This window comes from Weissella halotolerans DSM 20190 (assembly GCF_000420365.1).
GTDB classification, from domain to species: domain Bacteria; phylum Bacillota; class Bacilli; order Lactobacillales; family Lactobacillaceae; genus Weissella; species Weissella halotolerans.
The window spans coordinates 190,764-216,513 of the sequence record NZ_ATUU01000001.1 but is presented as its reverse complement, the minus strand read 5'-3'; the positions used below and the strand labels follow the sequence as shown (position 1 = coordinate 216,513).

22 protein-coding genes are annotated in these 25,750 nt (G+C 43.9%); 17 read left to right on the top strand and 5 right to left on the bottom strand.

Annotated elements, in window-relative coordinates; genetic code table 11:
* Positions 1 to 6 precede the first annotated feature (6 nt).
* The 3 genes from G414_RS07060 to G414_RS0101075 all read left to right on the top strand — a co-directional run bounded on the left by G414_RS07060 (position 7) and on the right by G414_RS0101075 (position 2,208).
* Positions 7 to 687 carry a shikimate kinase gene (locus G414_RS07060; protein WP_022791019.1) on the top strand — a complete coding sequence of 227 codons (681 nt, stop codon included), beginning with the start codon at positions 7 to 9 and terminating at the stop codon, positions 685 to 687.
* Complete coding sequence (locus tag G414_RS07055) at positions 677 to 1,453, top strand: type I 3-dehydroquinate dehydratase (RefSeq protein WP_022791018.1); 777 nt, start codon at positions 677 to 679, stop codon at positions 1,451 to 1,453. Before G414_RS07060 ends, G414_RS07055 begins: the two co-directional genes overlap by 11 nt.
* Positions 1,454 to 1,698: 245 nt before the next feature.
* The gene (locus tag G414_RS0101075; RefSeq protein ID WP_022791017.1) at positions 1,699 to 2,208 is read left to right on the top strand and encodes an NUDIX hydrolase; all 510 of its coding nucleotides are present in this window, start codon (positions 1,699 to 1,701) and stop codon (positions 2,206 to 2,208) included.
* A gap of 112 nt (positions 2,209 to 2,320) precedes the next feature.
* On the opposite strand, the gene G414_RS0101070 is transcribed toward G414_RS0101075, so the two are convergent.
* Positions 2,321 to 2,746, bottom strand: a complete 426-nt coding sequence (locus G414_RS0101070) for a helix-turn-helix transcriptional regulator (protein WP_022791016.1) — start codon at positions 2,744 to 2,746, stop codon at positions 2,321 to 2,323.
* A 256-nt stretch (positions 2,747 to 3,002) separates the two neighbouring features.
* On the opposite strand from G414_RS0101070, the gene G414_RS0101065 reads away from it, so the two are divergent.
* Positions 3,003 to 4,718, top strand: a complete 1,716-nt coding sequence (locus tag G414_RS0101065) for a glycoside hydrolase family 13 protein (RefSeq protein ID WP_022791015.1) — start codon at positions 3,003 to 3,005, stop codon at positions 4,716 to 4,718.
* A gap of 39 nt (positions 4,719 to 4,757) precedes the next feature.
* On the opposite strand, the gene G414_RS0101060 is transcribed toward G414_RS0101065, so the two are convergent.
* On the bottom strand, positions 4,758 to 5,666 hold the full coding sequence (locus tag G414_RS0101060; RefSeq protein WP_022791014.1) for a GNAT family N-acetyltransferase: 909 nt from the start codon (positions 5,664 to 5,666) through the stop codon (positions 4,758 to 4,760).
* 123 nt (positions 5,667 to 5,789) lie between these two features.
* Between G414_RS0101060 and G414_RS0101055 the strand changes: the two genes are divergently transcribed.
* Positions 5,790 to 5,984: a hypothetical protein gene (locus G414_RS0101055; RefSeq protein WP_022791013.1), complete on the top strand. Its 195-nt coding sequence runs from the start codon at positions 5,790 to 5,792 to the stop codon at positions 5,982 to 5,984.
* Positions 5,985 to 6,061: 77 nt separating this feature from the next.
* Here G414_RS0101055 and G414_RS0101050 read toward each other — a convergent pair whose 3' ends face one another.
* Positions 6,062 to 6,598, bottom strand: a complete 537-nt coding sequence (locus G414_RS0101050; protein ID WP_022791012.1) for a GNAT family N-acetyltransferase — start codon at positions 6,596 to 6,598, stop codon at positions 6,062 to 6,064.
* A gap of 273 nt (positions 6,599 to 6,871) precedes the next feature.
* On the opposite strand from G414_RS0101050, the gene G414_RS0101045 reads away from it, so the two are divergent.
* The 3 genes from G414_RS0101045 to G414_RS0101035 all read left to right on the top strand — a co-directional run bounded on the left by G414_RS0101045 (position 6,872) and on the right by G414_RS0101035 (position 11,940).
* A complete protein-coding gene (locus tag G414_RS0101045) occupies positions 6,872 to 8,032 on the top strand; it encodes an ArgE/DapE family deacylase (RefSeq protein ID WP_027694473.1) in 1,161 nt (386 codons plus the stop codon).
* Between the two features lie 123 nt (positions 8,033 to 8,155).
* Positions 8,156 to 10,423 (top strand): ATP-binding cassette domain-containing protein, encoded by a 2,268-nt coding sequence (locus tag G414_RS0101040; protein WP_022791010.1) that lies wholly within the window; start codon positions 8,156 to 8,158, stop codon positions 10,421 to 10,423.
* Positions 10,424 to 10,524: 101 nt separating this feature from the next.
* The gene (locus G414_RS0101035) at positions 10,525 to 11,940 is read left to right on the top strand and encodes a C69 family dipeptidase (protein WP_022791009.1); all 1,416 of its coding nucleotides are present in this window, start codon (positions 10,525 to 10,527) and stop codon (positions 11,938 to 11,940) included.
* 172 nt (positions 11,941 to 12,112) lie between these two features.
* Here the strand turns inward: G414_RS0101035 and G414_RS0101030 are convergent, their stop codons facing one another.
* Positions 12,113 to 13,657 (bottom strand): multicopper oxidase family protein, encoded by a 1,545-nt coding sequence (locus G414_RS0101030; RefSeq protein ID WP_022791008.1) that lies wholly within the window; start codon positions 13,655 to 13,657, stop codon positions 12,113 to 12,115.
* A 101-nt stretch (positions 13,658 to 13,758) separates the two neighbouring features.
* A complete protein-coding gene (locus G414_RS0101025) occupies positions 13,759 to 14,349 on the bottom strand; it encodes a DNA-3-methyladenine glycosylase I (RefSeq protein ID WP_022791007.1) in 591 nt (196 codons plus the stop codon).
* Between the two features lie 185 nt (positions 14,350 to 14,534).
* Between G414_RS0101025 and ndk the strand changes: the two genes are divergently transcribed.
* From ndk to G414_RS0100975, 9 genes are all read left to right on the top strand, one after another.
* Positions 14,535 to 14,966, top strand: a complete 432-nt coding sequence (ndk, locus tag G414_RS0101020; RefSeq protein ID WP_022791006.1) for a nucleoside-diphosphate kinase — start codon at positions 14,535 to 14,537, stop codon at positions 14,964 to 14,966.
* Positions 14,967 to 15,179: 213 nt separating this feature from the next.
* A complete protein-coding gene (locus tag G414_RS0101015; RefSeq protein WP_022791005.1) occupies positions 15,180 to 16,064 on the top strand; it encodes a 3-hydroxyacyl-CoA dehydrogenase in 885 nt (294 codons plus the stop codon).
* 201 nt (positions 16,065 to 16,265) lie between these two features.
* On the top strand, positions 16,266 to 16,964 hold the full coding sequence (gene treR, locus G414_RS0101005) for a trehalose operon repressor (protein WP_022791003.1): 699 nt from the start codon (positions 16,266 to 16,268) through the stop codon (positions 16,962 to 16,964).
* Positions 16,965 to 16,982: 18 nt separating this feature from the next.
* Complete coding sequence (locus tag G414_RS07050; protein ID WP_022791002.1) at positions 16,983 to 17,480, top strand: PTS sugar transporter subunit IIA; 498 nt, start codon at positions 16,983 to 16,985, stop codon at positions 17,478 to 17,480.
* 20 nt (positions 17,481 to 17,500) lie between these two features.
* Positions 17,501 to 18,997, top strand: coding sequence for a PTS transporter subunit EIIC (locus G414_RS0100995; protein ID WP_022791001.1), 1,497 nt, complete (start codon positions 17,501 to 17,503; stop codon positions 18,995 to 18,997).
* 11 nt (positions 18,998 to 19,008) lie between these two features.
* Positions 19,009 to 21,399, top strand: a complete 2,391-nt coding sequence (locus G414_RS07045) for a glycosyl hydrolase family 65 domain-containing protein (protein WP_022791000.1) — start codon at positions 19,009 to 19,011, stop codon at positions 21,397 to 21,399.
* A gap of 204 nt (positions 21,400 to 21,603) precedes the next feature.
* Positions 21,604 to 22,449, top strand: a complete 846-nt coding sequence (locus G414_RS0100985) for an alpha/beta hydrolase (protein ID WP_022790999.1) — start codon at positions 21,604 to 21,606, stop codon at positions 22,447 to 22,449.
* Positions 22,450 to 22,569: 120 nt separating this feature from the next.
* Entirely contained in the window at positions 22,570 to 24,774 is a 2,205-nt protein-coding gene (locus G414_RS0100980) for a copper-translocating P-type ATPase (protein WP_022790998.1), read from the top strand.
* 36 nt (positions 24,775 to 24,810) lie between these two features.
* Entirely contained in the window at positions 24,811 to 25,209 is a 399-nt protein-coding gene (locus G414_RS0100975) for a CopY/TcrY family copper transport repressor (RefSeq protein WP_022790997.1), read from the top strand.
* Positions 25,210 to 25,750: the final 541 nt, after the last annotated feature.

Here is a 25,750-nt window from a genome sequence, read left to right as displayed (position 1 = left end):
AATACGATGAGGGAAAATAAAACGATTATCTTGGTAGGGTTCATGGGCGCAGGCAAAACCAGTATTGGACAAGCGCTTGCCCGGCGCATGAACTTGCCTTTCGTAGATACGGATCAACTGATTGAAGACCAGCAGGAACAGTCTATTGCTACTATCTTTGCAGAGCGGGGCGAACAAGCCTTTCGCACATTAGAACACGAAGTCTTGGTTAAATTAACGGCCTTTAAGGGGGTGATTGCCACGGGTGGCGGGATAGTCGAGACAGCGGCTAACCGTAAGCTCTTAGCAGCCCATTCAGCTGAAGTTGTTTTTTTAACGGGAACCTTTGCGCAAACGCTGGCTCATTTAATCAATGACCAAACACGACCACTAGTCAAAGAGCGGACTTTAGCTGATCTCGCTCGTTTGTGGGCAAAACGGCAACCTTATTATGAGGCAATGGCGACCACTACTGTGAATACCAACAGCTTACCAGTTGAGGATATTGCTCAGGCATTAAGCCAGTATTTGGGCACAGAAAATCAACCAGTTGTTTTGGAAAAAGTCCTGGCTAATCAACGTTTACAAAGGGCATTAACAGAAAGAATGACGCTAAGTCAAATACCAGCCGAACAAGCAAGCCTGGCCGCCATCCAAACCTACCTGCAGCAATTACAAGAACGGGGAGGCGGTTTGAATGGCTGTTAATATGCACTATTTTAAGCCAGTTCTAACAGATCCAGTGGCCCTGGCTGTTTCGATTATGCCCACTAGTAGGCATGCTTTTCCTCAGTGGATAGCGTTGGTTGAGTCGGCCCAACCGGCAGTTGTTGAGTGGCGGCTAGACTATTTTTTGGAAGACCTGGATCCTTTGGCGCCAAGTTTTCCCATGACCTGGCAATACATAGGTCATGAAGCAATGACCTACCTTGCTGGTTGGCCAATCTTATTGACTTACCGGACACAGGCACAAGGTGGTCGGGGCAGTTATAACCAAAAGCAATATTTGGCTTTGATGAAGGTGCTTTGTCGCTATCCCGGCGGGGCAACTTGGTTGGACTTAGAAGCAACTTTACCAGTGAGTTACGGGGATGCTCTCTTGTCACTAGCCCATCAGGCTGGCCTAACGACAATGCTTTCTTGGCATAGCTTTGGACCAGCTAGCGGGGTAAAAGCCTGGTTAGATCAACTACGGGTCCTAGGGGCAACCAAAGCTGATTACCTTAAACTTGCTGTGCTGGTTGATAATCACGCTCAAACTCAGGAGTTGTTGCTGGCAACGCAGCGGGCTAAAGAGGAGTTACGGCGTCCCTTGGTGACGATGGCGATGGGGCCAGCTGGTCAAGTTAGTCGATTGAATGGTTATCGCTATGGGTCAGACCTAACCTTTGCTGCATTAAACCCGCAGACGACTGGGAGTGCCCCTGGTCAATTAACGGTATCGGCAATGCGTGCCTATTGGCAGGGTCAATAACTAAAAACGAGCAACAAAATTGGGGGGTACTCAAAGCGTTGCTCTTTTTGTTTAGGCAATGAATCGAAATCTATTGACATTAATTATAATAAAATTAAAATTAGATTAGTTAACTTAGGCTTTTTAAGGGTAAAGGCCCATTATATGGCGTATTTTTATTTTGCGGCTTTTAAACGGTTAATACTTATGACAACCTCATTAGGTTTGGCGTGCTAACAAGATAGGGTCAGCAGGAGGGTGCTAAGATGGTAAAAAAGGTTCACCGAGCCTTCGGTGTTTACGGGATTATTGAAAAGCAGGGCCAGCTGGTGGTCATTAAAAAGAATGGTGGTCCTTATATCAACCGCTATGATTTACCAGGTGGTAGTCTAGAAATGGGGGAGTCATTGACAAAGGCCGTTGATCGCGAAATAGCCGAAGAAACGGGCTTGTTAGTCAAGCATAAAAGGCAAATTGGAACGACTAGTTTTACATATCCTTGGCAGTACCAGGACTATGTGTTGAACCAGCATATTGCTGTTTTTTATAAAATTGAAGAAGTATCAGGACTGCTGAAGGAAGCAGTTAAGCAATTTGAGGATCAAGATGCTTTAGGTGCTGAATGCATTCCTTTAGTAGCGCTTACTGATACGAATGCTTCACCTTTAGTTATTAAAGCCAAAGAGTATCTACTCGGTCGTCAGTTTGATGATCGTGATCAAGTCATTGCTAGCTGGCAGGTTTTAGATAATCATTCGGCAGTTTTTAAACGGTGAAACCGGATGGATCATATATTTTAAGCTCTAAAATAAACAAGGGCCCCGTATGGTTAGTACGGGACCCTTGATGTAGATGAATAATTAAGGCTAGAGAACGAGCCAACTAGTGTTAACGAAAGGCCTTAATGATTGAAGGTAAGAACCAAAGGAACATGCCAATTAGACCAAATAGAATCCAATAATACCGGGCTAAAAATTCCCAACCATTGTGAATAGGTTGGTAGTACCAGTGACGCCATCGGTGTTGCTCGTGCCAGTCTTTATCAGCTGGATCCTCGGTCAAAAATTGGTTAACTTTATTTTTAAGGTTTTCAGTAACCGTATGAGTTGACCCTTTGCCAAACAAAAGTTCTTCTGCCGGAACATCAAAATAGTGAGCAATTTGTTCAATACGTGCTAAATCGGGAGTGGCTGTGCCTAACTCCCACTTAGAGATTGTTTGGCGTGTAACTGATAACTGCTCTGCTAGTTGTTCTTGTGATAGGTGATGTGCTTTGCGTAAGGCGGTTAGCTGGTTACGAAAGTGAATGTCCATACTCTTACCCTCCATAAATTAATATGATTATTATAACAGTTGAATTCAAACGCAAGTAGCAAGTATGAGTTGAATGTGCGCACTTTTTAAGATACAGGGCGCACGTTGAAGGTGGCACGACGATAAAGCGCGATGTAAATGAGTTTTTAGACCCATTTTTTAAAAAAGCTTGGCGTAACATGTTTGTTCCCTTAGAAGCGACTATGCTATGCTCAGGAGAGAAAACATTAATTAGATGCAGAATAGGAGTAGCATGATGAAAGCAAAGAATTGGTGGCACGACGAGATTGTCTATCAAATCTATCCCCGTTCATTTCAGGATAGCAATCATGATGGGATTGGCGATTTACAAGGAATTATTCAGCGTTTGGATTACATTGCCTCTTTAGGCGTGACTATGATCTGGCTGTCGCCAATTTATCAATCGCCAATGGTGGATATGGGTTATGATATTGCTGACTATCAAGCGATTGACCCTCAATTTGGCACGATGACTGACTTTGAGGACTTGGTGGCTGCGGCTAAGCAACGCGGAATTAAAATCATGATGGATTTGGTTGTGAACCATACCTCTGATCAACATGCCTGGTTCCAAGCTGCGTTGGCTGATCCAAAAAGTCCTTACCGAGATTATTATATTTTTAAAAAGACAGATGATGGTCAGGTCCCAAATAATTGGCGTTCTTTATTTGGAGGGTCAACTTGGACTGAAGTGCCTGGTGAGCCAGGTACCTATTACTTCCACACCTTTGCTTCGGCCCAGCCAGATTTAAATTGGGAAAATGAGACTGTGCGACAGGCAATTTATGCCATGATTCGCTGGTGGTCTGCTAAAGGTGTAGCTGGCTGGCGGGTAGATGCAATTACGCACTTGAAGAAAGATTTGGACTGGAAAAGTTTGCCTGCGGATGGCGATGATGGCTTGGTAACTGTTATTGAAAAGGGGCAAAATCGACCTGGGATTGAAAGCTTTTTGACCGAATTAAAGGACCAGGCCTTTGCACCTACGCAGGCCATGACCGTGGGTGAAGCTTATGGCGTACCGGATGAGGATTTAGGGGCTTATATTGGTCCTGATGGCTACTTCTCGACTATCTTTGACTTTAGTTATATGAACTTAGACATGATTGATGTAAACGAATGGTATCGCGGACAAAATCAATGGACTGTAGCTGAGCTAAGAGACTTACTCTTTCATAGTCAAGCAACAGCTGCAGCGGTAGATGGTCGGTTAGCTAATGTGCTTGAAAATCATGATCAACCACGGGTCTTGTCCAAGCTGATTCGGCGGTTGGCTGATCAAACACCTCTAGCGGCTAAGGCTTTGGCAGTAATGTATTATTTCTTACCCGGAGTTCCCTTCATTTATCAAGGACAGGAATTGGGAATGCGTAATGCAAAAAGAGAGCGGATTGATGACTTTAATGATGTTTCCTCGCTTAATAATTACCGGATGGCCTTAAAAGAAGGTTATTCTCCGGCGGCGGCTTTATCAATTGTCAATGCTAAGTCTCGAGATAATGCACGGGTACCCATGCAATGGACGAGTGATGTTAATGGTGGCTTTTCTGATGTGTCGCCCTGGCTACCTATGGGGACAGATCGTCAAGGAATTGATGTTGCTAGTGAAGAAGAGAATTCTCAGTCAGTCTTACACTTTTATCGCTTGCTGGCTGATTTACGAAAAAGTGATCCTTGGCAGTCAGTTTTTATTGATGGTGAGTTACTGCCATTAGATAATTTGCCAGCCAACGTTGTCGCTTACCAACGTGCTTTGAACCAAGAAACAGTGCTTGTAGTTGTTAACTTAGGCTCAGAGAATATCAGCATAGCATTACCACAAGATGACCTTTATCAGCTGCTCTTATCTAACCAGGAGTCTAGCAAACCAACGGTGCAAGGCCAGCTAACCTTAACGCCCTATGCGGCTTTTGTTTTGGGGCGGAAAGAATCAGATAAGCAGACAGATTGATGATGTTTAAAAGCAACCGGCTGGTGACCGGTTGCTTTTTTAATGCATAGATTGTGTGCTTAGATAGACAATTTGGGTCTCTTCTTTAAAGCCAACCTTGTGGTAGAGGTGACGAGCCAACTGATTGTCATGTTCTACGGCGAGTTTCACTATGTCTGCATGGTGACCAACTAATTGGGACCAAAGGGTGTTTAAAAAGGCACTCCCTAAGCCCTGATTACGGTGCCCCGGTGCGATAAAAAAGCTAAAGAGATAATAATAGTTGGTTTGACTAAGATCCAAAGCAGCATAGCCGATTGGCACTTGGTCTTGATTTAATAAAACATAGGTTGCACAACGTACATCTTGATGAGCAGCCGTTAGATAAGTCATGGCAACCGTATGGTCAGTGAAATTAAAAATAGCACAATAAGCAGGAATTAAAGTTGGAATATCTGTCCCCTTCATTGGGCGAACGGTACTAGGAATAGACTTAATTGATTGGTGTGCAAAGCGCTTTAAATTTAAGCTTAGTTGCACTTCTACTTGGCCCGTTTGTTTTAGCTGCCATTTAGTTAGGAAGGTAGGCTGGCGTTTAAGAAAGTTTAGTTCGCTGACAAAATAAATCTTTGTATAGCCGATGCTCGTTAAAAGATGCTCAGCTTGCCGACGGAGGGATTGCCCGATGCCCTGATGACGAAAGGACGGGTCAACTAATAAGGTAACCTCGACTGGTTCTAAGTCTTTTGGGTCACTATCTGCGTATAGAACAGCAAAACCGATAAGTTGATCAGCCAAATAGGCTAAGATGAAGGTCGGCATAGTAGGGAAAAAGTTAAATTGTTGGCTAAAGTAGGGATCCTTAGCTGAATGATCGTATTGGTGACAACGAAGAACTATGGCTTGGCAGGCGGCAAGCTCAGTTGACGTTAAATTGGTTTGGGCGTGATAAGTATAATGATTTGACATAGACAGCTCCTTTGATTTTTGCCATATTCTCATTTTAATCTAATCTAAGTAGCCTGCTTAGTCTGAAATGAAGTTCTAAGTATGGTAAGATGAAGAAGTGATCAAAGAAAAAGGGGAAAAGCAATGATAACTCTGATGGCGACACTGTTTGCTTCTTATACCGGTTGGTTAGTGTTGGCAAACGTGATTATTTTTTTGATCTGTCTAGTTAGAGCGGTGGTTCAAATACGCTTTCATAATCATGATGCGCTATACGTTTATATTATCTTAGGCCTGATTAGTCTTGGCATGGTGCTAGTTTTTGGGCGGGGCATTTAATTAAATAAAAAAATCCCAACATCGTCACCAGGCGAGGTTGGGATTTTTAACATTAGGGTCAATTAAATAGGTAATCACTAGTCTTGGTTAGCAACGAGTTGGTAGGCAAAACGCCGTGCCTTATCATTGTCTTCTTTAGTCCAAATAATACCTCGGTAGTCAAACCCATTGGAGGTAATGACATGTTGCATGGCTTTGTTATCTTCGTGGGTGTCAATGCGCATATCGTTAAAGCCAAGCTCTTTGGCAGTGGTAATCAGACCTTGCATTAACTTCTTTGATAAACCTTGTCCACGGAACTTATCTGATACAGCCGTCCGATGAAAGGCCGCATGTTCGGCATGCGTATCTGTTAACCAGCTACCGTCTTCAATCCGTAGGTAGTCGGGATCGTGTGGGGTGATAATGGAACCGACGGCAGCAATATCGCCATCGATATCTAAGACGTAACTGAAGCCTTTTTCAATATCATCACGCAAATCCGCATCACTGGGGTAGCTACTTTGCCATTGATTAATCCCCTGAGCCTTAAGGTGGGCTTTAGCGGACTTATAGACCTCCATAATTGCGGGTAGGTCGGCTAATTGACCTTTTCTAAACGTTTCGGTTGTCATGATGAGTGCCTCCTAAATAAAATAAAATTCGGTGTTGTTGGATTAATGAAAATTTGCATAAAGCTCTAGTAGGAACATCATTAATTTAAAAGCACTCGGTGTAGTTTAGGCAAAAAAGAGGTGACTGTCAAGATAAAAGGTAAGTAAAATGGCTGAAAATTTGTATTATGAAAGAAACTAGAAGATTATATTAAATAATCATGAGGAATGCCCTATAATGGCCATAAGAAAAGGATGACTTAGCACCCAACAGGTTAAAAGGAGAAATTGTGTATGGAACGAGCCGAAAAAATACAAATAGTGCAAGAATTAATTGCTTTATCAACTGTGAATGGACATGAATTAGCGCTGGCTAAGTACCTAAAAGACCTATTTGCCCGTTATCATCTGGCGGCGGAGATTCAAGAACTTGGTGATGAACGGGCAAATCTATACCTACGTGTAGGTTCCAAAGAGGGGCCTGCTTTAGGCTTTACGGGTCACATGGATACGGTAGCAGTTTCTAATCCTAAGGCCTGGGAACAGCCCCCTTTTCAGGGAAAGTTGATCGATGGGAAAATAGTAGGACGTGGGGCTGCTGATATGAAAAGCGGCCTAGCCGCTCAGGTGATTGCGATGATTGAATTAGTTCAAGCTGGTCAGTTGCCAGATCAGACCGCAATGGTGCTCATTGCCACAGCTGGTGAAGAATTGGGGGCCCAAGGGGCCTACCAGCTTCCTAAAAAGGCCCTTGAGGATTTAGTGGGCTTAGTCGTTGGTGAACCAACGAACGGAGATGTTGTATATGCCCATTCGGGGAGCCTTAACTATCAGGTTGAAAGTTATGGCCGTGCTGCACACAGTTCGACACCTAATCAAGGGATTAATGCGATAACGAGTTTGTTAGCGTTTTGTCAATTAGAAAATCAAGTCCTTGGTCAGTTACCCCTAGATCCCTTATTGGGGGCTGTCCAACACAGTATTACGATGATTGAAGGGGGTCAGCAAGTTAATATTGTGCCTGACCGGGCCAGCTTGTGGGGGAATACTCGACCAACTCAGCGGGTCACAAATGAGGATATACAAGACTATCTGGGTGCAATGGTGGCTAAGGTCAACCAAGAACAAGCGGCCCAGTTAGCCTTAAAGATTGTTCATAATTTTTATCCAGTGGCGACGCAACCACATAATCCCTTGGTACTAGCAGCCTTGGCAGCGAGCCAAACTTGGTATGGAACTGGTCAAGCTAAGCTTAAAAGAGTGAATTTGGCTTCAGATGCTAGTGTATTTACGCAGCTACATCCCGATTTACCCATTATTTTACTGGGGGCCGATGAAGCGGGGAGTGCCCATCAGGTAGATGAGTATGTAACAGTAGATCGCTATTTCGATTTAATTAACGTTTATAAGTCACTGACGGTAAACTACTTGGCAGCCGCTTTGGCTAACGGCTAGGGCAAAAAGGAGGTTCTGTTAGTTGTTAAGGTGACATGGTTGTTATTTTAATTTCCTGGCTTATAATGAGCACCAGAAGATAAAGTGACCGACATAATGTGATTAGCAAAAGGTGGTGGATGCATGACGGAGATATTTGATCAGGGCTTTATACAAGTAACGGATGCCCATCAACATAACTTAAAACATATTAATTTAAAGGTCCCTAAACAACGGATTACTGTGTTTACGGGGCCTTCGGGTTCAGGAAAATCTTCCCTGGCCTTTGATACGATTGCAGCAATGTCACGGCGGGAGTTAAATGAAACCTTTCCCAGCTTTACGCAACAATATTTGCCCAAGTATGGTGAGCCACAGGTAGAAAAGATTGAGCACTTGCCTGTGGCCATCGCAATTGAACAGCGGCCTATTAGTGGAAACGAGCGGTCAACCCTTAGTACTTACACCGGTATTTATTCCCTGTTAAGGTTATTGTTTTCTAGAATTGGCCAGCCAAAGATTGGTGATTCAGATAATTTTTCCTTTAATTTGCCCCAGGGCATGTGTCCACGTTGTCAGGGTCTCGGCTACATTGATGATATTGATGAAACACAACTAATTGATCCTAATAAGTCCCTTAATGAGGGGGCCATTCAGTTCGTTGGCTTTGGTCCTGATACTTGGCGCTGGCGACGTTATGTATTAAGTGGTCTTTTTGATAATGATAAACCAGTCAAGGATTATACACCCGAAGAATTCGACCTATTAATGCATGCACCCATGCAAAAATTGAAAAATCCACCAGCTGAGTGGTATAAGACGGCTAAGTACGAAGGTGTTGTTCCCCGTATCAAACGATCAGTCATTTATAGTAAGGAAGGTAAGCGGCATAAGCAGGAAATTGAACGGATTGTTACCCGCAAAGCCTGCCCCCTTTGCCATGGTCAACGGTTGAAAGCGGCGGCCTTAGGGGTTCAAATCCAGGGTCAAAATATTGCGGATGTTTCAGCCATGGATCTTAAGCATGTTTTGAACTTTTTGCAGACAATTCAAGAACCTTTGGCGCGAGAAGTTGTCCGGGAAATGATGACTAAGATTCAATCCTTGGTAGATATTGGCCTTGGTTATTTAACCTTAAATCGAAGTACTGGGACGCTATCGGGAGGAGAAGCACAACGAATTAAAATTGCCAAATATTTGACGAGTGCGTTGTCTGATATGCTTTATGTCTTAGATGAGCCCAGTGTAGGTCTACATCCCCATGATATTCGCTTGGTTAAAGCGGCCTTACTGAAACTTAAGGCAGGTGGCAATACGATCCTAATTGTGGACCATCATCCAGCTATGATGGCTTTAGCTGACTATGCTGTTGAGGTGGGACCGGGTTCTGGAGCCAAAGGTGGCAAAATCACATTTACTGGAACTTATCAGGAATTATTAGCATCAGATACGGTAACGGGGCATTGGCTAAATAAAGCGCATCATTTTGCTCAAACGCGAACACCACAAAAGACCTTGGCCCTTGAACATGCAAAGCTCAATAATTTAGCGGATGTGTCTGTTGACATTCCCTTAGGAGTTATGACCGTCCTTTCAGGGGTTGCCGGATCAGGTAAGAGCTCGTTGGCTAAGGTGATTAAGGCGAATATGGCAAGTGATTATGTTGACTTAACCCAACGACCAGTGGGCATTAATATTCGCTCAACACCAGTGACCTATCTGAATATCTTGGATAAAATTCGGCAGCTATTTGCCAAAGCCAATGGTGTCTCCAGCCAGCTCTTTAGTTACAACGGCAAGGGAGCTTGCCCTCGTTGTAAAGGTAAAGGCGTCACCATTACCAACATGGCCTTTATGGATGCGGTCGTGCAAACGTGTGAGCTTTGTCATGGTGACCGGTACCGACAAGATGTTTTGGCCTATCACTATCATGATAAAAATATTGCCCAGGTTTTGAAGTTATCCGTTACTGAGGCGGCTAGTTTCTTTGCTGATGTACCTAGTATCCAGACTAAGTTAGCTAATCTTGAAACAGTCGGTTTAGGCTATATTAGCCTTAATCAAACATTAACGACCCTATCGGGTGGTGAATTGCAGCGGTTAAACTTAGCGCTTAAATTAGATGGTAAGGGGCATACTTTCTTCTTTGATGAACCAACGGCAGGTTTACATATGAAGGATACGGCTAATTTATTGCAGCTATTCAAACGCTTAGTGGATGAGGGGAATTCCTTAATTATTATTGAGCACAATTTAGATGTAATCAGCCAGGCTGACTGGTTAATTGACATGGGTCCAGCTGCCGGTCAGTACGGAGGCCAGGTAATGTACAGTGGTCAGCCAGCAGGCTCACTTGATCAACCTAATTCACTAACTGGTCAGGCCCTTAAAGGGTATTTAGAACGTGAATAAAATTAGACCTTATCTGCTACAGGGGCTTTTAAAAGGCGTATAATACTAACTAATGTCAGTTAACTAGGTGAATGTGTATTAGCAAGGGAGGCACACATAAGATGACAAAACGAGTTCATGGGTCATGTACAACAATTTTAGTGGGAAAGAAGGCCTCAATTGACGGATCAACAATGATTGCGCGAAATGATGACGGTCATGAGGCCCTTGATCCACAACGGTTTGTGGTGGTTCAACCAGCTGATCAGCCGCGTGATTATCAATCCGTTCTTAGTGGAGTACAGGTGAAGCTACCAGCGGATCCAATGCCTTATACATCAATGCCAAATGCCATTTTAAAGGACGGTATTTGGCCAGCTGCTGGGATTAATCGAGATAACGTAGCCATGACGGCAACTGAAACGATAACGACCAATCCACGGATTCAAGCACTGGATCCCTTTGTTGACGGCGGGCTAGGCGAAGAAGATTTGGTAACCTTAGTCTTGCCTTACATTCATTCTGCTAGAGAAGGTGTAGTCCGGCTAGGTGATTTATTAGCCGAATATGGAACTTATGAACCTAATGGAATTGCCTTTTCTGATCAGGATGAAGTTTGGTGGTTAGAGACAATTGGTGGTCATCACTGGGCAGCGGTTAAGATTCCGGACGCAGCCTATGTGGTGGCGGCTAATCGAATGAGTATTGATAACTTTGATTTTGATTCAGCGGATACGATGGCCTCAGCCGATTTGAAACAATTGATTGATGAGCATGATTTGAATCCTGATTTTAAGGGATATAATTTGCGACACATTTTTGGTTCCGCCTCAATCAAGGATACTGTATATAATAATCCCCGCGTTTGGTATGGCCAAAAGTACTTTAGTCCAGCAGCAGAACACGAACCTACCGATCAAGATTTGCCCTTTATTTGTTATGCTGATCGTAAAATTACGGTAGAAGATGTCAAGTTCGTCTTGAGTTCTCATTTTGAAAATACACCTTATGATCCCTATGGTAATGGGACTGAAGAAGAAAAGAAGCGTTATCGTTCAATCGGCTTAAACCGAAACCATAACGTGCATCTTTTGCAAGTCCGTAACCAAGTGCCAGCTGAATTAGCAGCCATTCAATGGGTGGCTTACGGGGCAAACACCTTCAATACGATCGTACCCTTCTATACCAATGTAAACGATACACCCGAGGCTTATCGAGATGCTAATGGTACCTTTGATCTGAATAAGATGTACTGGTTAAGCTGTACCACGGCCTTATTAGGTGATACAGACTATGACCTTTATGTTGACCTGCGTAATAGTTACGAGCTAGATGCGATGACGGCTTACTTAGAGGTGCAACATGCCACAGATGCTAAGATTGTGGCTGGTATGTCAGCGCAAGCAGTTCAAACTGAATTGGCAGCGGCTAACCAAGAATTATCAGATATCGCGATGGCTAAACAAACAAAACTACTTGGTGATATGGTAACTTTGGGTTCGGCTCATATGAAGTTACGCTATAACCTAAATGATTAGCGCGTCTAGGTTAGTTGACGGTTGACGTGATTTTAAGGATTGCAAAGGTGTTCGGGCTTATTGGTAGCTTAGGCAGGGGTTGTCCTTGAATTAGATTCAGACCGATAAGTTCATGCATCCAAAAATAAAAGTCCCTTGGCTAAAACTAGCCAAGGGACTTTTTATGCATGTATTAACACATATCCATGCCCATCATTTTATAAGAATTCATACTTGGAATGTTTAACTGGTCCACTGATACACCACGCTCTTTGGCTAAGGCGGCCATTAAGGTGTCCATATCCATTAATTGATAGTGTTTATGTGGATCTTCAGGCGTGTACACCTGCAATTGGGCCATCATCCCGCCGTCTTCGTGTTCGATGATATGACAGTGGTACATGAAGATACCAGGATGATTAAAGGTCATTTTGATACGTACCGTTTCACCGGGGTTAACGCCAATGGTGTCTTTATAACCGTGTTCATTAGGGTAAGGAGCATGACCATTACGTGAAACCACTGTAAATTGACCACCGTGTGTGTGGTAGGGATGGACCATACCACCCTCCATGTCATTCGTATTGGTAATATCCCAGTACTCAGTCTTGCCGAGTTCTTGGCGGTCATCGATCCGTTGCATACCAAATTTCTTACCATTCAATTCTACTGATTCATCCATCCCGGACATGACGACCTTATGAATCGGTGCGTCAGGGTCAACGGCAGGATCATCAATATCGACTAAGTGGTCCGGCAGTTTTGTATCGTCAGGAGTGAAGGCATGGATTTTAAACTTAACAAGTGGGGTATCATCTGAATAAAGGGTTACGACATCCCCCGGTTGGTAGTGACCAAAGTCGACGATAATTTCAGCACGTTCAGCACAGGTTAGCATCAGTTTGGTCATCTTAACTGGTTCAGGTAAAATGCCTCCGTCAGAACCTATTTGTTCAAAGACTAAGTCGTCGCTAAAGTGAAGACGCCACTCACGCCGATTAGCACCATCTAAAAGCCTTAAGCGCAGACGTTGGGTAGTGACGTCAAAAGTTGGATTCACGGTACCATTAATCAGCGCTGTGGGTCCCTGAACGCCGTCAGGATCATAGTCTGCGTCATAGTCCCACTGGTTATTCTCATGAAAATGGCGGTCTTGTAGGACGAGTGGCAAATCATCAACTCCATAGTGACGTGGGAAAGGCAAGGCTGCTTCAACGTCATCCTGGACTAAGACTGACGTTGCTAGACCCTGCCACACATCGTAACCTGTGTTGGGACAAGGGTGCGCGTGTAGCCAAAGTGAGGCGGCTGGTTGGTCCACGGTAAACTCAATTTCCTTAGCTTCACCAGGATAAACCGGTGCGTGGCAGCCCCCGTCAATATAGGGCCCCGATACGTCTAACCCATGCCAGTGAAAGGTTGTTAACTCGGGAAGTTCATTTTTTAAGGTAATGTGATAGTGCTTACCACGCTTAAAGACAATGGTCTTTCCCAGTAGATTAGCATTATATCCCCAGGTCTTAGTCTTAGGACCGGGTAGTAATTGACTTTCACCAGCCTGGGCCGTTACGGTATACCAAACGTCGGTAGCTGTTTGCCGGTCAGGTTCTAATAAGGAAGGAATCTGCAAAGCTTGTTCTGGGGCAACACTAACAGCTAGCGGGATATACCCGCCATCGTGGGTATTAAAGGCGGGCTCATCAAAAAAGTAGTCGGTATAAATTGGTTGTTGAGACATCTATAAAACTCCCTTCTTCCCTTTTGTTTTGGATAACCTAATTATACGCCTATTCTAGTTTAGAATGAAACTAATTTGCTAGCTGTAAGGGCTAGTTTAGACTACTTAGCTATGATTGGTGATTGACTGACAAAGCAAGTCTTAGCATGGTCATTGACTAAACCGCCAGCCTGCATAAAGGAATAGCTAATCACGGGACCAACAAAGGTAAATCCTGCTGCCTTGAGGGCTTGACTTAAGGCTTTGGCTTGCGGAATGGTTTTGGGGGCGGGGTGGGTTAAATCGACCTGGTGCCGAAGTGGTTTATCTTGGACAAAGCGCCAGACAAAGGCTGCAAAGGTGGTCCCGCTAGCTTCTAAGGACAGGATAGCTTGTGCATTTTGAATAATTGCATTCAATTTACGACGATTGCGGATGAGGGCCGGATTAGTAAGTAGCCTAGGGACGTCTTCTTGCATAGTGGCTACTTGATGGTAATCAAAGTGATGAAAGGCATCACGGAAAGCTTGGCGTTTATGCAGCACGGTAGTCCAGCTAAGGCCGGCTTGCATAAGTTCTAAGGAGAGATATTCAAATAGGGTTTGATCGTTAAAACAGGGGCGTCCCCACTCAGTATCATGATAAGTTTGTAAGGCGAGGTCATCATCTTTGACCCATGAACAGCGGATAAGGGGTAGATTGTTGTTAGACATAGATAACTCCTCCAGAGTAAAACGTTCTATTTGCTTTACTTAGCTAGTGTTAGCCTAACATAGCTCATTAGGACTCACAATGTGAATTATTAAACTATCCCTGACTTTGGAAAAAGAGTATACTTTAAACCAGCAGTTAGGCTGCTAGTTGATTTATCTCTAATGAGAAAATGGAGGCCAAAACCATGCCAGAAGAACGGACGTTGATTTTAGTTAAACCAGATGGTGTTAGTCAGGGTCATATTGGCCAAGTCATTACCCGTTTGGAACGAAAAGGGTATCATATTGATCAGTTACGGGTCGCCCAAGCAACTGATGCCTTATTACGCCAACACTACGCAGATAAACTTGGCCAACCCTATTATGATGATATCGTCAAGTACATGCAGGAGGGGCCAGTGGTTGCCATTGTCGCCAGTGGCACGAATGTGATTCCAGTTTTCCGCCGGATGGCAGGTAACACGAATCCCGATAAGGCAGACTTTGGTACGATTCGTGGGGATTATGGTCGTGATTGGCCGGACGGTGTTTTACGGAACGTGGTCCATAGTTCAGATAGTGTTGAAGCTGCGGAGAGAGAAATTAAGATTTGGTTTGGTCCCTCGGCAGTGCAATAATGCAAAACCTAAAAAGATAAGATAAAAGCGTCATCTACCAATCTGTAGGGTGGCGCTTTTAATATTAAATCGTGAGCGGGTGCTTAAAGAATAGCGCAAGTAATTAATAACTTTGGCACAAATTAGTGTAAACGCTTTCTAAAGCGCGTAAAATAGTCCTTGTAACTTAATTAGCGCCGCTTTTTAACGGTTAAAAAGAAAGGTGAGGATATGATGATGACCTATCAAAACATAACGCTGATTGGTGGTGGCACTTTAGGATCGCAAATTGCCTATATGGCTGCTTATCATGGTAAAGAAGTGACCATTTGGGGCCGGTCTGAAGCATCGCTTGACCGGGCCAAAAAACGGGTGGCCCGTTGGCAGGCAGCTGTCCAAGACTACTTTCATAGTTCGGATGCCAAGGCGGAGGAAGCCAAGGCTCATTTGACCTATACGACTAACTTAAAGGAAGCCCTGCAAGGGGCAGACTTGGTCATTGAGGCCCTACCCGAAAATCCACAGGTTAAGCAGGACTTCTACAGGCAATTTGCCCAGTTAGCAGATCCTAAGACGGTTATTGCTACGAATTCATCAACGATGATGCCAACTAAATTAGCTGACGCTACGGGCCGGCCTGATAAATTCTTGGCTTATCATTTTGCAAACACTATTTGGCAGGGAAATACAGCTGAGATTATGCCTGGCCAAAAGACAGCTAAAGACTTACCAGCTACGTTTGTAGAACTATCTAAAGAAATTGGCATGGTTCCAATTATGGTAAATAAGGAACAACCAGGCTATGTTTTGAATTCCTTGCTGGTACCGTTTTTGGATGCAGGAACTGATCTTTGGGTACGTGGCGTAGCAGACCCGCAGACAATTGATAAAACTTGGATGATTGCAACGGCTTCACCCCAAGGTCCTTTTGGAATTATGGATACCGTGGGTATGAAGACTGTTTATGAGATTAATCGAGCTAATCCAGATGAAGCCCATCAAGCAGCGGCCAAAAAGATTAAGCACATGATTGATGAAGGTAAGCTTGGAGTTGAAACGGGGCAAGGCTTCTATTCTTACCCTAATCCAGCTTATCGACAGGCAGACTTTTTGAAATAGAGATATGGTGCAAACGACGATCAAAATGACCGTCGTTTTTTTATTGGCTTTAAGGGATAAAAAAGTTGTCTGGTTGCAAAAAGCGAGTCTCGTCCAACCTTTTGCTAACCTGTCTAGTCATTTGATAAAGGGGGCCTTAGTTCGCTATTGAAAGCGCTTACTTATATTGGTAAGATAACGGTGTTCAAAGGGGGAATAAGCATGGAAAAGTATCGCATTATTTATCAGGAATTAAAGGAACGGTTGAATCAGGGTGCTTATCAAGCGGGGCAACTTTTACCAAGTGATCAGCAGTTAATGCGTCAGTATACCGTTGCGCGTGAAACGGTACGCAAGGCAATGGCACTTTTAGCCAACGAGGGTTATGTACAACGCCTACGAGGTAAGGGCACAATCGCAATTAATCGACGCCAATTTCATTTTCCAGTTGCTGAAATTATGAGCTATACCGAATTAACCCAAGCTGAACACTTAGATTCCCAAAACCATGTTCTCTCATTGAGCCAGAGTTATATTCCAGTCGTTTTTCATCCAAGTGATCCTCAGGCATTAGCCCACCGCCTGGTGCGCCTGCGGATTGTCGAAGGTGAAGCTGACATTATTGATTATGACTATGTCTTAACTGCTACTGTACCAGAATTGCCACTAGCAGAGGCCAAAAATTCTTTATTCCATTACTTTGAACAAGGGTTAGGGTTAACGATTGATTATGCTGTTAAAACCTTGACGGTTGAGCAGGCGACTGATGCAGATCGTAAATATATGCAATTGCCGGTGCATACGCCAATGGTAGTAGTACGTAGTCAGACCTATTTAAATGACAGTCAAACGCTATCGTATACTGAGTCAAGACATCGGGCAGATCGCTTTTTAAGCGTGGAATTTGCTCGTCGGCATTAGCTTTATAGGAGGTTAAGGATGTTTGGATTAAAGAAAAAAGGTGTACCTAATCAAGAACAGTCAACTAAGTATTTGGTGGCCCCAGTTAGTGGAATGGTTTTACCCTTAACGGAACTTGCCGATCCCGTCTTTGCACAGGGAATGTTGGGACAGGGTTTTGCCATTCAGGCATTAACTGGCTCAGTAAATGCGCCTCTTAGTGGTGAGATTACGGTAATGGACGGCCATGCAGTCGGGTTAAAAGGTGTGAATGGCTTAGAGGTCCTCATTCATATTGGTCTTGATACGGTCGCCCTGGCTGGACGCCCCTTTACGGCCTTGGTTGAACAGGGAGCCCATGTGCAAGTTGGGCAACCCATAGTAGCGGTCGATTGGTCAGCCATTCAAGCGGCGGGTTATGACCCAGTGACAATCGTTTTATTACCAACTTACGCAGGTGACCTACCCTTTAAGGTCAACTTAGTCAATCATCAACGTGTTGAAACCAGTGAACCAATCGCTGACATAGAATCGTAAGAAAATAGGAGATAACCATTATGACAACCGATTATCAATCCCTAGCTAGGCAAATTATTGCCAACGTGGGGGGCAAAGAAAACATTACTTCTTTAATTCACTGTATTACCCGCTTACGTTTTTATTTAAAAGATCCAAGTCAGGCTAACACGGCAGTGTTAAGTGAACTACCAGGGGTTGCTGGAGCCCTTTATAATAAGCAATTAGGACAATATCAAGTGGTCATTGGACCAGCGGTAACCGATGTTTATGATGCAGTGATTGCGCAATTGGGGCCTAGTTATGCTGGTGGAGAAGTGCAAGCACAAGCTGACGCACCCGCTAAGGTCAGCAAGCCCACCACAGCCCTAGGTTGGCTCGGCTATGGATTCCGGCTCCTAATTGGTACTATTACGGGTTCTATGATTCCCGTTATTGGTCTATTGGCTTCGTCTGGTATTTTAAAGGGATTCTTAACCCTCTTTAGTCAGAACCTACATTGGATTGATCCAGCATCAACAACATTTGTCATCATTAATGCGATGGCTGATTCTGCCTTTTATTTTTTGCCAATCCTGGTGGGATATTGTGCGGCTAAACAATTAAAATCCGATCCTATTACGGTGGCAGCCATTGCTGGTGTCTTGGTCCATCCGTCTATTGTGGCTCTATGGTCAGCACCGACGAAAGGTATGGCTACCTTAATGGGGGTACCACTGAATGCTGAATTCTTTGGCCTACCGATTCATATTCCACAGTATACGTATTCAATTTTTCCAATCATATTCGCGGCTTGGCTGGCCCGGCCAATTGGGAACTGGTTGAAAAAGCACCTACCGCTGGCATTGCGGAGTATTTTCCAGCCTCTTTTGACTCTCTTTATTGTCGTGACCGTCGTCTTAGTATTAATGGGGCCTATCATTTCCTTCTTGTCCGCTGGTTTAGCGGCGGGCATCAATGCCTTGGTTACCTTTAATGAAGCAATCGCTGGCGCAATCATTGGCGGGCTTTATCAATGTTTGGTCATCTTTGGGTTGCATTGGATGGTAATCCCAATTATATCCAACGATATCGCCACTACTGGGCATTCTGTATTAAACGGTTTGATTAACTTTACGATGATTGCGCAGGGAGCTGGTGCTTTAGCCGTTTGGGCAAAAACAAAACAGGCTAACTTAAAAGGTCTTTCCATGGCGGGTGCCTTATCAGCCTTTGCTGGTGTTACCGAACCAGCTATGTATGGGGTGAACTTAAAGTACGGACGAGTATTTTGGATGGCCAATATTGGTGGTGCCTTAGGTGGTCTGGCAGCTGGGTTAATGAAAATTGATATGTTTGGCTTTACCGGTTCATTGATTGGTTTTCCATCCTTCTTTTCAGCTAAGAACCCCTTCAATATTTGGGCCTTTGTGATTGCGTCTGTTATTACCTTAGTTGTCTCCTTCACTTGTGTTTATCTATGGGGCTTTAAAGATAGCGATGTGCAAGCAGCCAAGCGGGCAGAAAAAAAGAACCTGTTCAAAGATGCCATCAGTTAGGGGGAAGGATAATGAAAGAGCAAAAAGACTGGCAATTAACCTATCAGGACCAAGCTAAGGGGAAGGCAGGCTACGGGCAAGAAGCTCTGTTAAGTTTAGGAAACGGCTTTATTGGTTGGCGCGGTGCTCCCGTTTGGGCCAAACAGTCGGACAATCATTACCCAGGCCTCTACTTAGCAGGGGTTTTTAATCAGACACAGACACCATTGGCTGAACGAATAGTAGTGAATGAAGACCTGGTTAATTTACCAAATCCACAATTGCTATTGATCAAAATTGATGGACATTGGCTTAGTGAGTATCCAATTGAACGATGTCAAAGACAGCTTAATTTTGCTCAGGGAGAATTGCGTGAAGAGTATACCTTTCGTCTTCCGCAAGGGTTAATGACATTAACCAGCACTAAGCTAGTTGACCCCTTGGATTGGCATAATCTGGGGTTACAGATCAACATCCAGGCAACTTTTTCTGCGCAGCTAGATATTGATTGGCAGGTTGATACGACAGTTGAAAATCAAAACGTTGCGCGTTATCGTGATTTTCAAACCCGTGAGTTTGACCTTGCAGAGATAGATGTTAAGACTGGTCAGGTCCTGGTTAAAACCAGGCAGTCGGCAATTTTAATTGGTTTGGCAGTTAAGAGTCACTGTACTTACCAGGGATTAGACTGGCCCTTTAAGATAACTGCTAGGCCAGATGGTCTACATGCCAACCGGAAGTTGAAACTCTTAGCCCAGCAGCCAGTAACCCTAACGCGAGAAGTTAGCTTGGCGACAACGCTTGAAACACGGGCGCCCTTGACATCTTTCTTGGCTGCCCAGCAGGCACAAACTAGTTGGGTGACCATGCTTGAGCATAACCACCGCTATTGGCAACAAGTTTGGCAAACTGCCGATATAGCGATTACCAGTGACGAACCAGACCTACAAATGTTGGTCCGCTTGAATATATTCCAATTACAGCAAGCGGCGCAATGGCGAGCAAATGAGCATTTAGATGCCTCGGTAGGCTCACGGGGATTAACAGGAGAGGGTTATCGTGGACACATTTTTTGGGATGAGCTTTTTGTCATCCCCTATTATGCGACAAACAGTCCTCGGACGGCCCGAGCTCTATTAAGGTACCGAATTCAGCGTCTAGCGGCTGCCATGGTTAACGCTGAGCGTGAGGGGGAACAGGGTGCATTGTATCCGTGGCAGTCAGCCCAATATGGTGATGAACAAGCCCAGCTAGTACATTTAAATCCAATTAATCAGGCCTGGGAACCAGATAATTCACGGCTGCAACGCCATATTAACTTGGCGATTATATATGATTTTTGGGCTTATATTCAAAGAACAGGGGATCAGACAATTTTGTCTACCGGCGGCCTTACGGTTATTTTAGAGATTGTCAAGTATTGGCTCAATAAGGTAGAGTTGGCCCCCGATGGACGTTATGATTTGATGGGTGTGATGGGGCCGGATGAGTTTCATGAGGCCTACCCTAAAGCTAAGGGTAGAGGCGGCTTTAAAAATAATGCTTATACGAATGTGATGTTGGCCTGGGCTTTGGATTGGGTATTGACTCTGGAGAAGGACCTGCCTAATTTTGACGCTCTTGCGTTGCAGGCTAACTTTACTTCGACAAGTTTACAAAAGGCAGATCATGTTCGGCATCGCTTACGATTAGAATTCAATACTGATGGCGTTTTTGCTCAATTTGCAGGTTATTTTGCTTTGAAATCATTAGACTTAGCCGCTTACCAAGTCAAATATGGAGATATTCACCGGATTGATCGGTTTTTGAAAGCAGAGGGCAAGTCTCCAGATGATTATCAAGTAGCGAAACAGGCAGATGTCTTAATGTTAGTTTATAATCTGGGTGTAAGAGAAGTTGAACGAATTTTAGCACAATTAGGGTATCCCCTTGCTACAGATTGGTTGGTAAAAAATCTAACTTACTATCAACAGCGGACGGTCCACGGCTCAACGACATCACGGCCTGTTTTTGCCTTGATTAAAGCCATATTAGGAGAGAATCAAACTGCTCAAGCGGATTTTATCACAGCTTTACGTTCTGATTATGATGACATTCAGGGAGGAACCACAGCTGAAGGGGTACACCTGGGTGTCATGGGGGAAACGCTTACCCTCATTGAGCGTGATTTTGCTGGGGTGAAGTTTAAGCAGGGGCGGCTTGAGCTATGGCCAAACCTGCCGACTAACTGGAAAACGCTGTCCTTGACCCAGCAGTTTCAAGGCAAGTTAGTTTCCATTCGCTTATCAGCTAATCACATCTGGTTAACTGCTGATGAAGATATGACTGTTTGGGTTCAAGGGCAGCCAGTAAAAGTCATTGAAGGCAAACTGTGCGAACTGCCCTTAACTATGCCCCCTTCGAGCTTACAGAATGGTCATTAGTATTATCGGAGCTCACCTTCAACGACTAACGCACTTAATCGATCCAAATATGAAGACAAGCCTTTAGGGAAAATAGAAGCCAAGCGATCATCGAATAGAATGATTGCTTGGCTTTTTTAGGTTTATTAAAAATAGTCAGTTTTTAAGGCGGGAAGGGGAGTATGATATAGAAAAATCAAATCCAAGAACAGGAAACGAGTAAAGATGAACAAGCGACAAGGATTGGCTTTTGTAACAACAATGGTGGTCATTACAGGTACCGTAGCTGGTTTTACCCACCAACGTGATAGTAGGTTGCGACAAGTTCAGCAGGCTTCCGCTACTATTTTTGTACATGGCGGCAATAGTAGTCGAGCGGCCGAAATGCATATGGCTCGGGCACTCTTAAGATCTGGTTATGCTCATAGTAAAATTGAGGCAACTGTGAATGCTAAGGGACGGGTTCACTTAAAAGCAATGAGCTACGGGCGGCATAAAATTCAAAAACCCGTCATTTTAGTTGAATTCGAGGATAATGATAATGAACATTTTCATCAAAGTGCGCGTTGGCTAAGAAACGTTATAACTGCCAGTCAATCGGTAGCATCAATTAAAGCGGTTAATTTAGTCGGCCATTCAATGGGAAATATGGCAATTGAGTATTATTTGATGGATTATGGCTTAAGTCCAACTAGTCCGCAAGTTGTCAAACAGATTAGCATTGGTGGCCACTATAATGGTGTGTTGGGCATTGATGATCAGCTACATCAAATGAAAATTAAGCCGAATGGGTATCCAAGACCAACGACTAAAAGGTACCGGGACTTATTAAAGGTACGGCCCGTCTATGAGACCAGCCCGATTAAGGTGCTTAATATCTGGGGTGATTTAAATGACGGTAGTGATTCTGATGGGGTTGTGTCGAACGCTTCATCGCAATCACTAGCTTATTTAGTGCAACCGATGAGTCAATACCAGGGATTAGAAATTAAGGGGGCTGCTGGTCAACATAGTGCCTTGCATGAAAATGCACAGGTTGACCAGCAACTCGTTGCCTTTCTTGAAAAATGAAGCTTAAGGAGTTAAGTCATCAAGTTAAGCAGGGATGCTTGTTTTTTGTTGACAAATGTAAACGTAAGAAGGTATAGTGATAGATGTTAAATCCTGTTAGTGACTGAAAGGGGCTTAAAAATGAAGGATCTTAGCCAAGAAAAGAACTCCCAACACCAAGCGGGTTGGGAAGATAAACAGAAAAACATGACGATGCCTGATGAAGGACATACTAATCACCAGCAGCAAATGGGCGATTGTGATGCCATGCAGATGCCGGAGCACCAAGATGGCCATCACCAAATGCACATGGACATGGGTAATGACCAGCATGCCCACCACGAGATGCACATGGATATGGGAGGCGATCACCATATGATGATGCATGGTGGTCAAATGATGGATATGGGGGACATGCGCAAGCGCTTTTGGCTATCACTGATATTGACTGTACCAATTGTCATTTTGTCACCGATGATGGGGATGAATCTGCCCTTCACGGTGACGGGATTACCAGGCCAAAATTGGCTCGTGTTACTTTTGGGAACAGTGCTCTTCTTTTATGGTGGACAACCGTTCTTTAAGGGAGCTAAGGCTGAATTAGGGGCTAAGCAACCAGCCATGATGACGCTGATTTCGCTAGGCATTAGTGTTGCTTATTTTTATAGTCTCTACGCTTCGGTCATGAACGCTATTAGTCCCCAGGTTCATGTGATGGACTTCTTTTGGGAGCTAGCCTCATTAATTGATATTATGCTTTTAGGGCATATTATAGAAATGAATACAGTCATGAATGCAGGTTCTGCTGTGACTGCCTTGGCTAACTTGGTACCTAAAGATGCCCATGTTAAGGAAGCTGATGGTCACATAGTTGATAAACCCATCCAGGACCTCCAAGTGGGCGATTTAGTACTAGTTAAAGAAAACGAACGGGTACCTGCTGATGGCGTGATTGTAAGTGGGCAGCCCACGCTAGATGAATCTTTATTGACTGGTGAATCAGTTGGGGTAAGTAAAAAGCCAACTGATGACGTGGTTGGTGGATCACAGAATTTAAATCGTTCCTTTACTATGAAGGTAACTAAGGCAGCTGGCCAGGGCTTTTTAGCTCAGGTTCAGCAAATGGTGGCGAAGGCTCAAAGTAGTAAGTCGGATACGGAAAACTTAGCAGACCGAGTAGCTGGTTGGCTTTTTTACGCTGCTAGTGGAACTGCCATCATTGCGTTAATTGTTTGGACTATGCTACGTGGCTTTACTTTTGCCTTGCCAATTGCGGTAACGGTACTTGTGATTGCTTGCCCGCATGCGCTTGGCTTAGCCATTCCACTGGTGACGGCGCGAATGACCGGATTAGCTGCTCAACATGGCTTGTTAATCCAAAATCGAAATGCCTTGGAAGACATTAAGCAGATTAAGTATGTACTGATGGATAAGACAGGAACTTTGACGGCGGGTAAGTTTAAAGTACAGGCGGTCAAGTCTTTTGATCCAGCCTATAATCAACAGGAACTCTTGGTCCTGGCTGCTGCCCTAGAAGAAGGGAGCACCCATCCTCTGGCCAAGGGTATCTTAGAAGCCGCTGCTGGGAAGGAATTACCAACGGTGGTAAACTTCGATAATATCCCTGGTGCGGGTGTGAAAGGGGTTATTGATGGCCAACATTATGCAGTCTTAAGTGCGGCTGCTCTGAAACAGGCCCAGATTGCCTTTGATGAAGAGAGCTATAATGAAGCCGCCCAGGCTGGTTATAGTGTGAGCTTTATTCTCAAAGAAAAGCAGGTAATTGGTCAAGTAGCCGAAGGTGACGCAATTAAACCTGGGACGCCAGCCTTTATTAAGCAGTTGAAAGCGATGGGGCTAGTTCCAGTGATGTTAACTGGAGATAATGAGAAAGCAGCTTTAAAGGCAGCTCATATTTTGGGCATTGACCATGTCCATGCTGAACTGAAGCCTAATGATAAAGTGACCTTTGTTAAACAATATGAAGCAAAGGCAGGCGTCATGATGGTGGGTGATGGCGTTAATGATTCACCAGCTTTAGCAGCTGCTAATATCGGGGTGGCCATTGGTGCGGGTACCCAAGTTGCAATCAGCGCTGCAGACGTGGTCTTGGTTGACTCCAAGCCGAGTGATATTTTAGCGCTTATTCATTTAGCCTTGCATACACGGACTAAGATGATTGAAAATCTCTGGTGGGGAGCGGGCTATAATATTATCGCCTTGCCACTTGCAGCTGGGGTTTTAATACCATGGGGAATTGTATTGAGTCCTTTAATGGGAGCGGTGCTCATGTCATTATCGACGATTGTGGTGGCCATTAACGCTATGACGCTTAAAATTAAGTAGGGTGTCGTTAAAGTCGTACCAGAAAGGATAGGTGTAATGCAAATTTCAAATGCTGAATGGCAGGTTATGAAGGTGATTTGGATGCGAGATGGTCTGACGAGTTCTCAACTGCATGCCATATTAGCAGCTAAATTTGCCTGGTCCCCTTCAACGACCAAAACACTGCTCCGCCGGTTAGTAACCAAGGGTATGTTGGTAGCACACAAGGAAGGCAATAAGTTTCATTACTCAGCTCTCATGACTGAAAAAGAAAGTATTTGCGAGCTTAAAGATGAGGTCCAGGATAAAACGTGTGCTATGAATGTGAAATATGTTGTTGCTGAATTGATTGACACAGGTGACTTTACAATGGCAGATTTAGATATGCTGGCTGCGAAAATCGAAGCGAAACGGTCGCAAGCAGTGAGTGAAGTTAAGTGTAACTGCATGTCATAAAGATATAAAAAAGAGCCCTTTTGTTAGTAGCTGCTAATAAAGGGGCTCTTTTTTTATACAGTTGGCATCTGATAGGCCTTAGTGAAAACTAAACCAAGGACTGAATTTATTAGTTTAAAATATGAACTATTAAAGTAGCATGGAAAAGCAATTGGGTAGCCTAAGATGCTAATAAATGAGTGATTAGCTAGTGATTAGGCGGAGGAATTAGTGGATTTAGTAACTATTGAAAGCCTGTGAAAATAAATACTTCTAACATCAGCCTCACTATATTGTTACTAGTTTTTTGTAAATGAATTTGTTGGTTAATAAAAGGGGGTGACAATTTTATATAGGGAAAATGTAATACATTTCAATGTTTAATAAATGTTTAGTATATGTATTTATACTGTTAACGGGCGATTTTTTTCTACGAAAAATAAATTGTTTTTTGTTGGCTGAGTAACCATAATGAATGACTGTACTTATTAAATGTAAATGATATGTGGTAAGCACGTCATTTTGTGTTTTTTATTGAGGTTTTGCAGGCTAAAGTAAGATA

Bases quoted from the DNA above. Each gene is read 5' to 3' on its own strand.
- treR (WP_022791003.1), top strand. From the start codon at position 16,266: ATGGAAAAGTATCGCATTATTTATCAGGAATTAAAGGAACGGTTGAAT.
- G414_RS0101040 (WP_022791010.1), top strand. From the start codon at position 8,156: ATGACGGAGATATTTGATCAGGGCTTTATACAAGTAACGGATGCCCAT.
- G414_RS07060 (WP_022791019.1), top strand. From the start codon at position 7: ATGAGGGAAAATAAAACGATTATCTTGGTAGGGTTCATGGGCGCAGGC.
- G414_RS0101015 (WP_022791005.1), top strand. From the start codon at position 15,180: ATGATGACCTATCAAAACATAACGCTGATTGGTGGTGGCACTTTAGGA.
- G414_RS07045 (WP_022791000.1), top strand. From the start codon at position 19,009: ATGAAAGAGCAAAAAGACTGGCAATTAACCTATCAGGACCAAGCTAAG.
- G414_RS0101045 (WP_027694473.1), top strand. From the start codon at position 6,872: ATGGAACGAGCCGAAAAAATACAAATAGTGCAAGAATTAATTGCTTTA.
- G414_RS0101025 (WP_022791007.1), bottom strand. From the start codon at position 14,349: ATGTCTAACAACAATCTACCCCTTATCCGCTGTTCATGGGTCAAAGAT.
- G414_RS0101055 (WP_022791013.1), top strand. From the start codon at position 5,790: ATGATAACTCTGATGGCGACACTGTTTGCTTCTTATACCGGTTGGTTA.
- G414_RS0100980 (WP_022790998.1), top strand. From the start codon at position 22,570: ATGAAGGATCTTAGCCAAGAAAAGAACTCCCAACACCAAGCGGGTTGG.
- G414_RS0101035 (WP_022791009.1), top strand. From the start codon at position 10,525: ATGACAAAACGAGTTCATGGGTCATGTACAACAATTTTAGTGGGAAAG.
- ndk (WP_022791006.1), top strand. From the start codon at position 14,535: ATGCCAGAAGAACGGACGTTGATTTTAGTTAAACCAGATGGTGTTAGT.
- G414_RS0100995 (WP_022791001.1), top strand. From the start codon at position 17,501: ATGACAACCGATTATCAATCCCTAGCTAGGCAAATTATTGCCAACGTG.
- G414_RS07050 (WP_022791002.1), top strand. From the start codon at position 16,983: ATGTTTGGATTAAAGAAAAAAGGTGTACCTAATCAAGAACAGTCAACT.
- G414_RS0101070 (WP_022791016.1), bottom strand. From the start codon at position 2,746: ATGGACATTCACTTTCGTAACCAGCTAACCGCCTTACGCAAAGCACAT.
- G414_RS0101030 (WP_022791008.1), bottom strand. From the start codon at position 13,657: ATGTCTCAACAACCAATTTATACCGACTACTTTTTTGATGAGCCCGCC.
- G414_RS0100975 (WP_022790997.1), top strand. From the start codon at position 24,811: ATGCAAATTTCAAATGCTGAATGGCAGGTTATGAAGGTGATTTGGATG.
- G414_RS0101050 (WP_022791012.1), bottom strand. From the start codon at position 6,598: ATGACAACCGAAACGTTTAGAAAAGGTCAATTAGCCGACCTACCCGCA.
- G414_RS0101060 (WP_022791014.1), bottom strand. From the start codon at position 5,666: ATGTCAAATCATTATACTTATCACGCCCAAACCAATTTAACGTCAACT.
- G414_RS0100985 (WP_022790999.1), top strand. From the start codon at position 21,604: ATGAACAAGCGACAAGGATTGGCTTTTGTAACAACAATGGTGGTCATT.
- G414_RS0101065 (WP_022791015.1), top strand. From the start codon at position 3,003: ATGAAAGCAAAGAATTGGTGGCACGACGAGATTGTCTATCAAATCTAT.
- G414_RS07055 (WP_022791018.1), top strand. From the start codon at position 677: ATGGCTGTTAATATGCACTATTTTAAGCCAGTTCTAACAGATCCAGTG.
- G414_RS0101075 (WP_022791017.1), top strand. From the start codon at position 1,699: ATGGTAAAAAAGGTTCACCGAGCCTTCGGTGTTTACGGGATTATTGAA.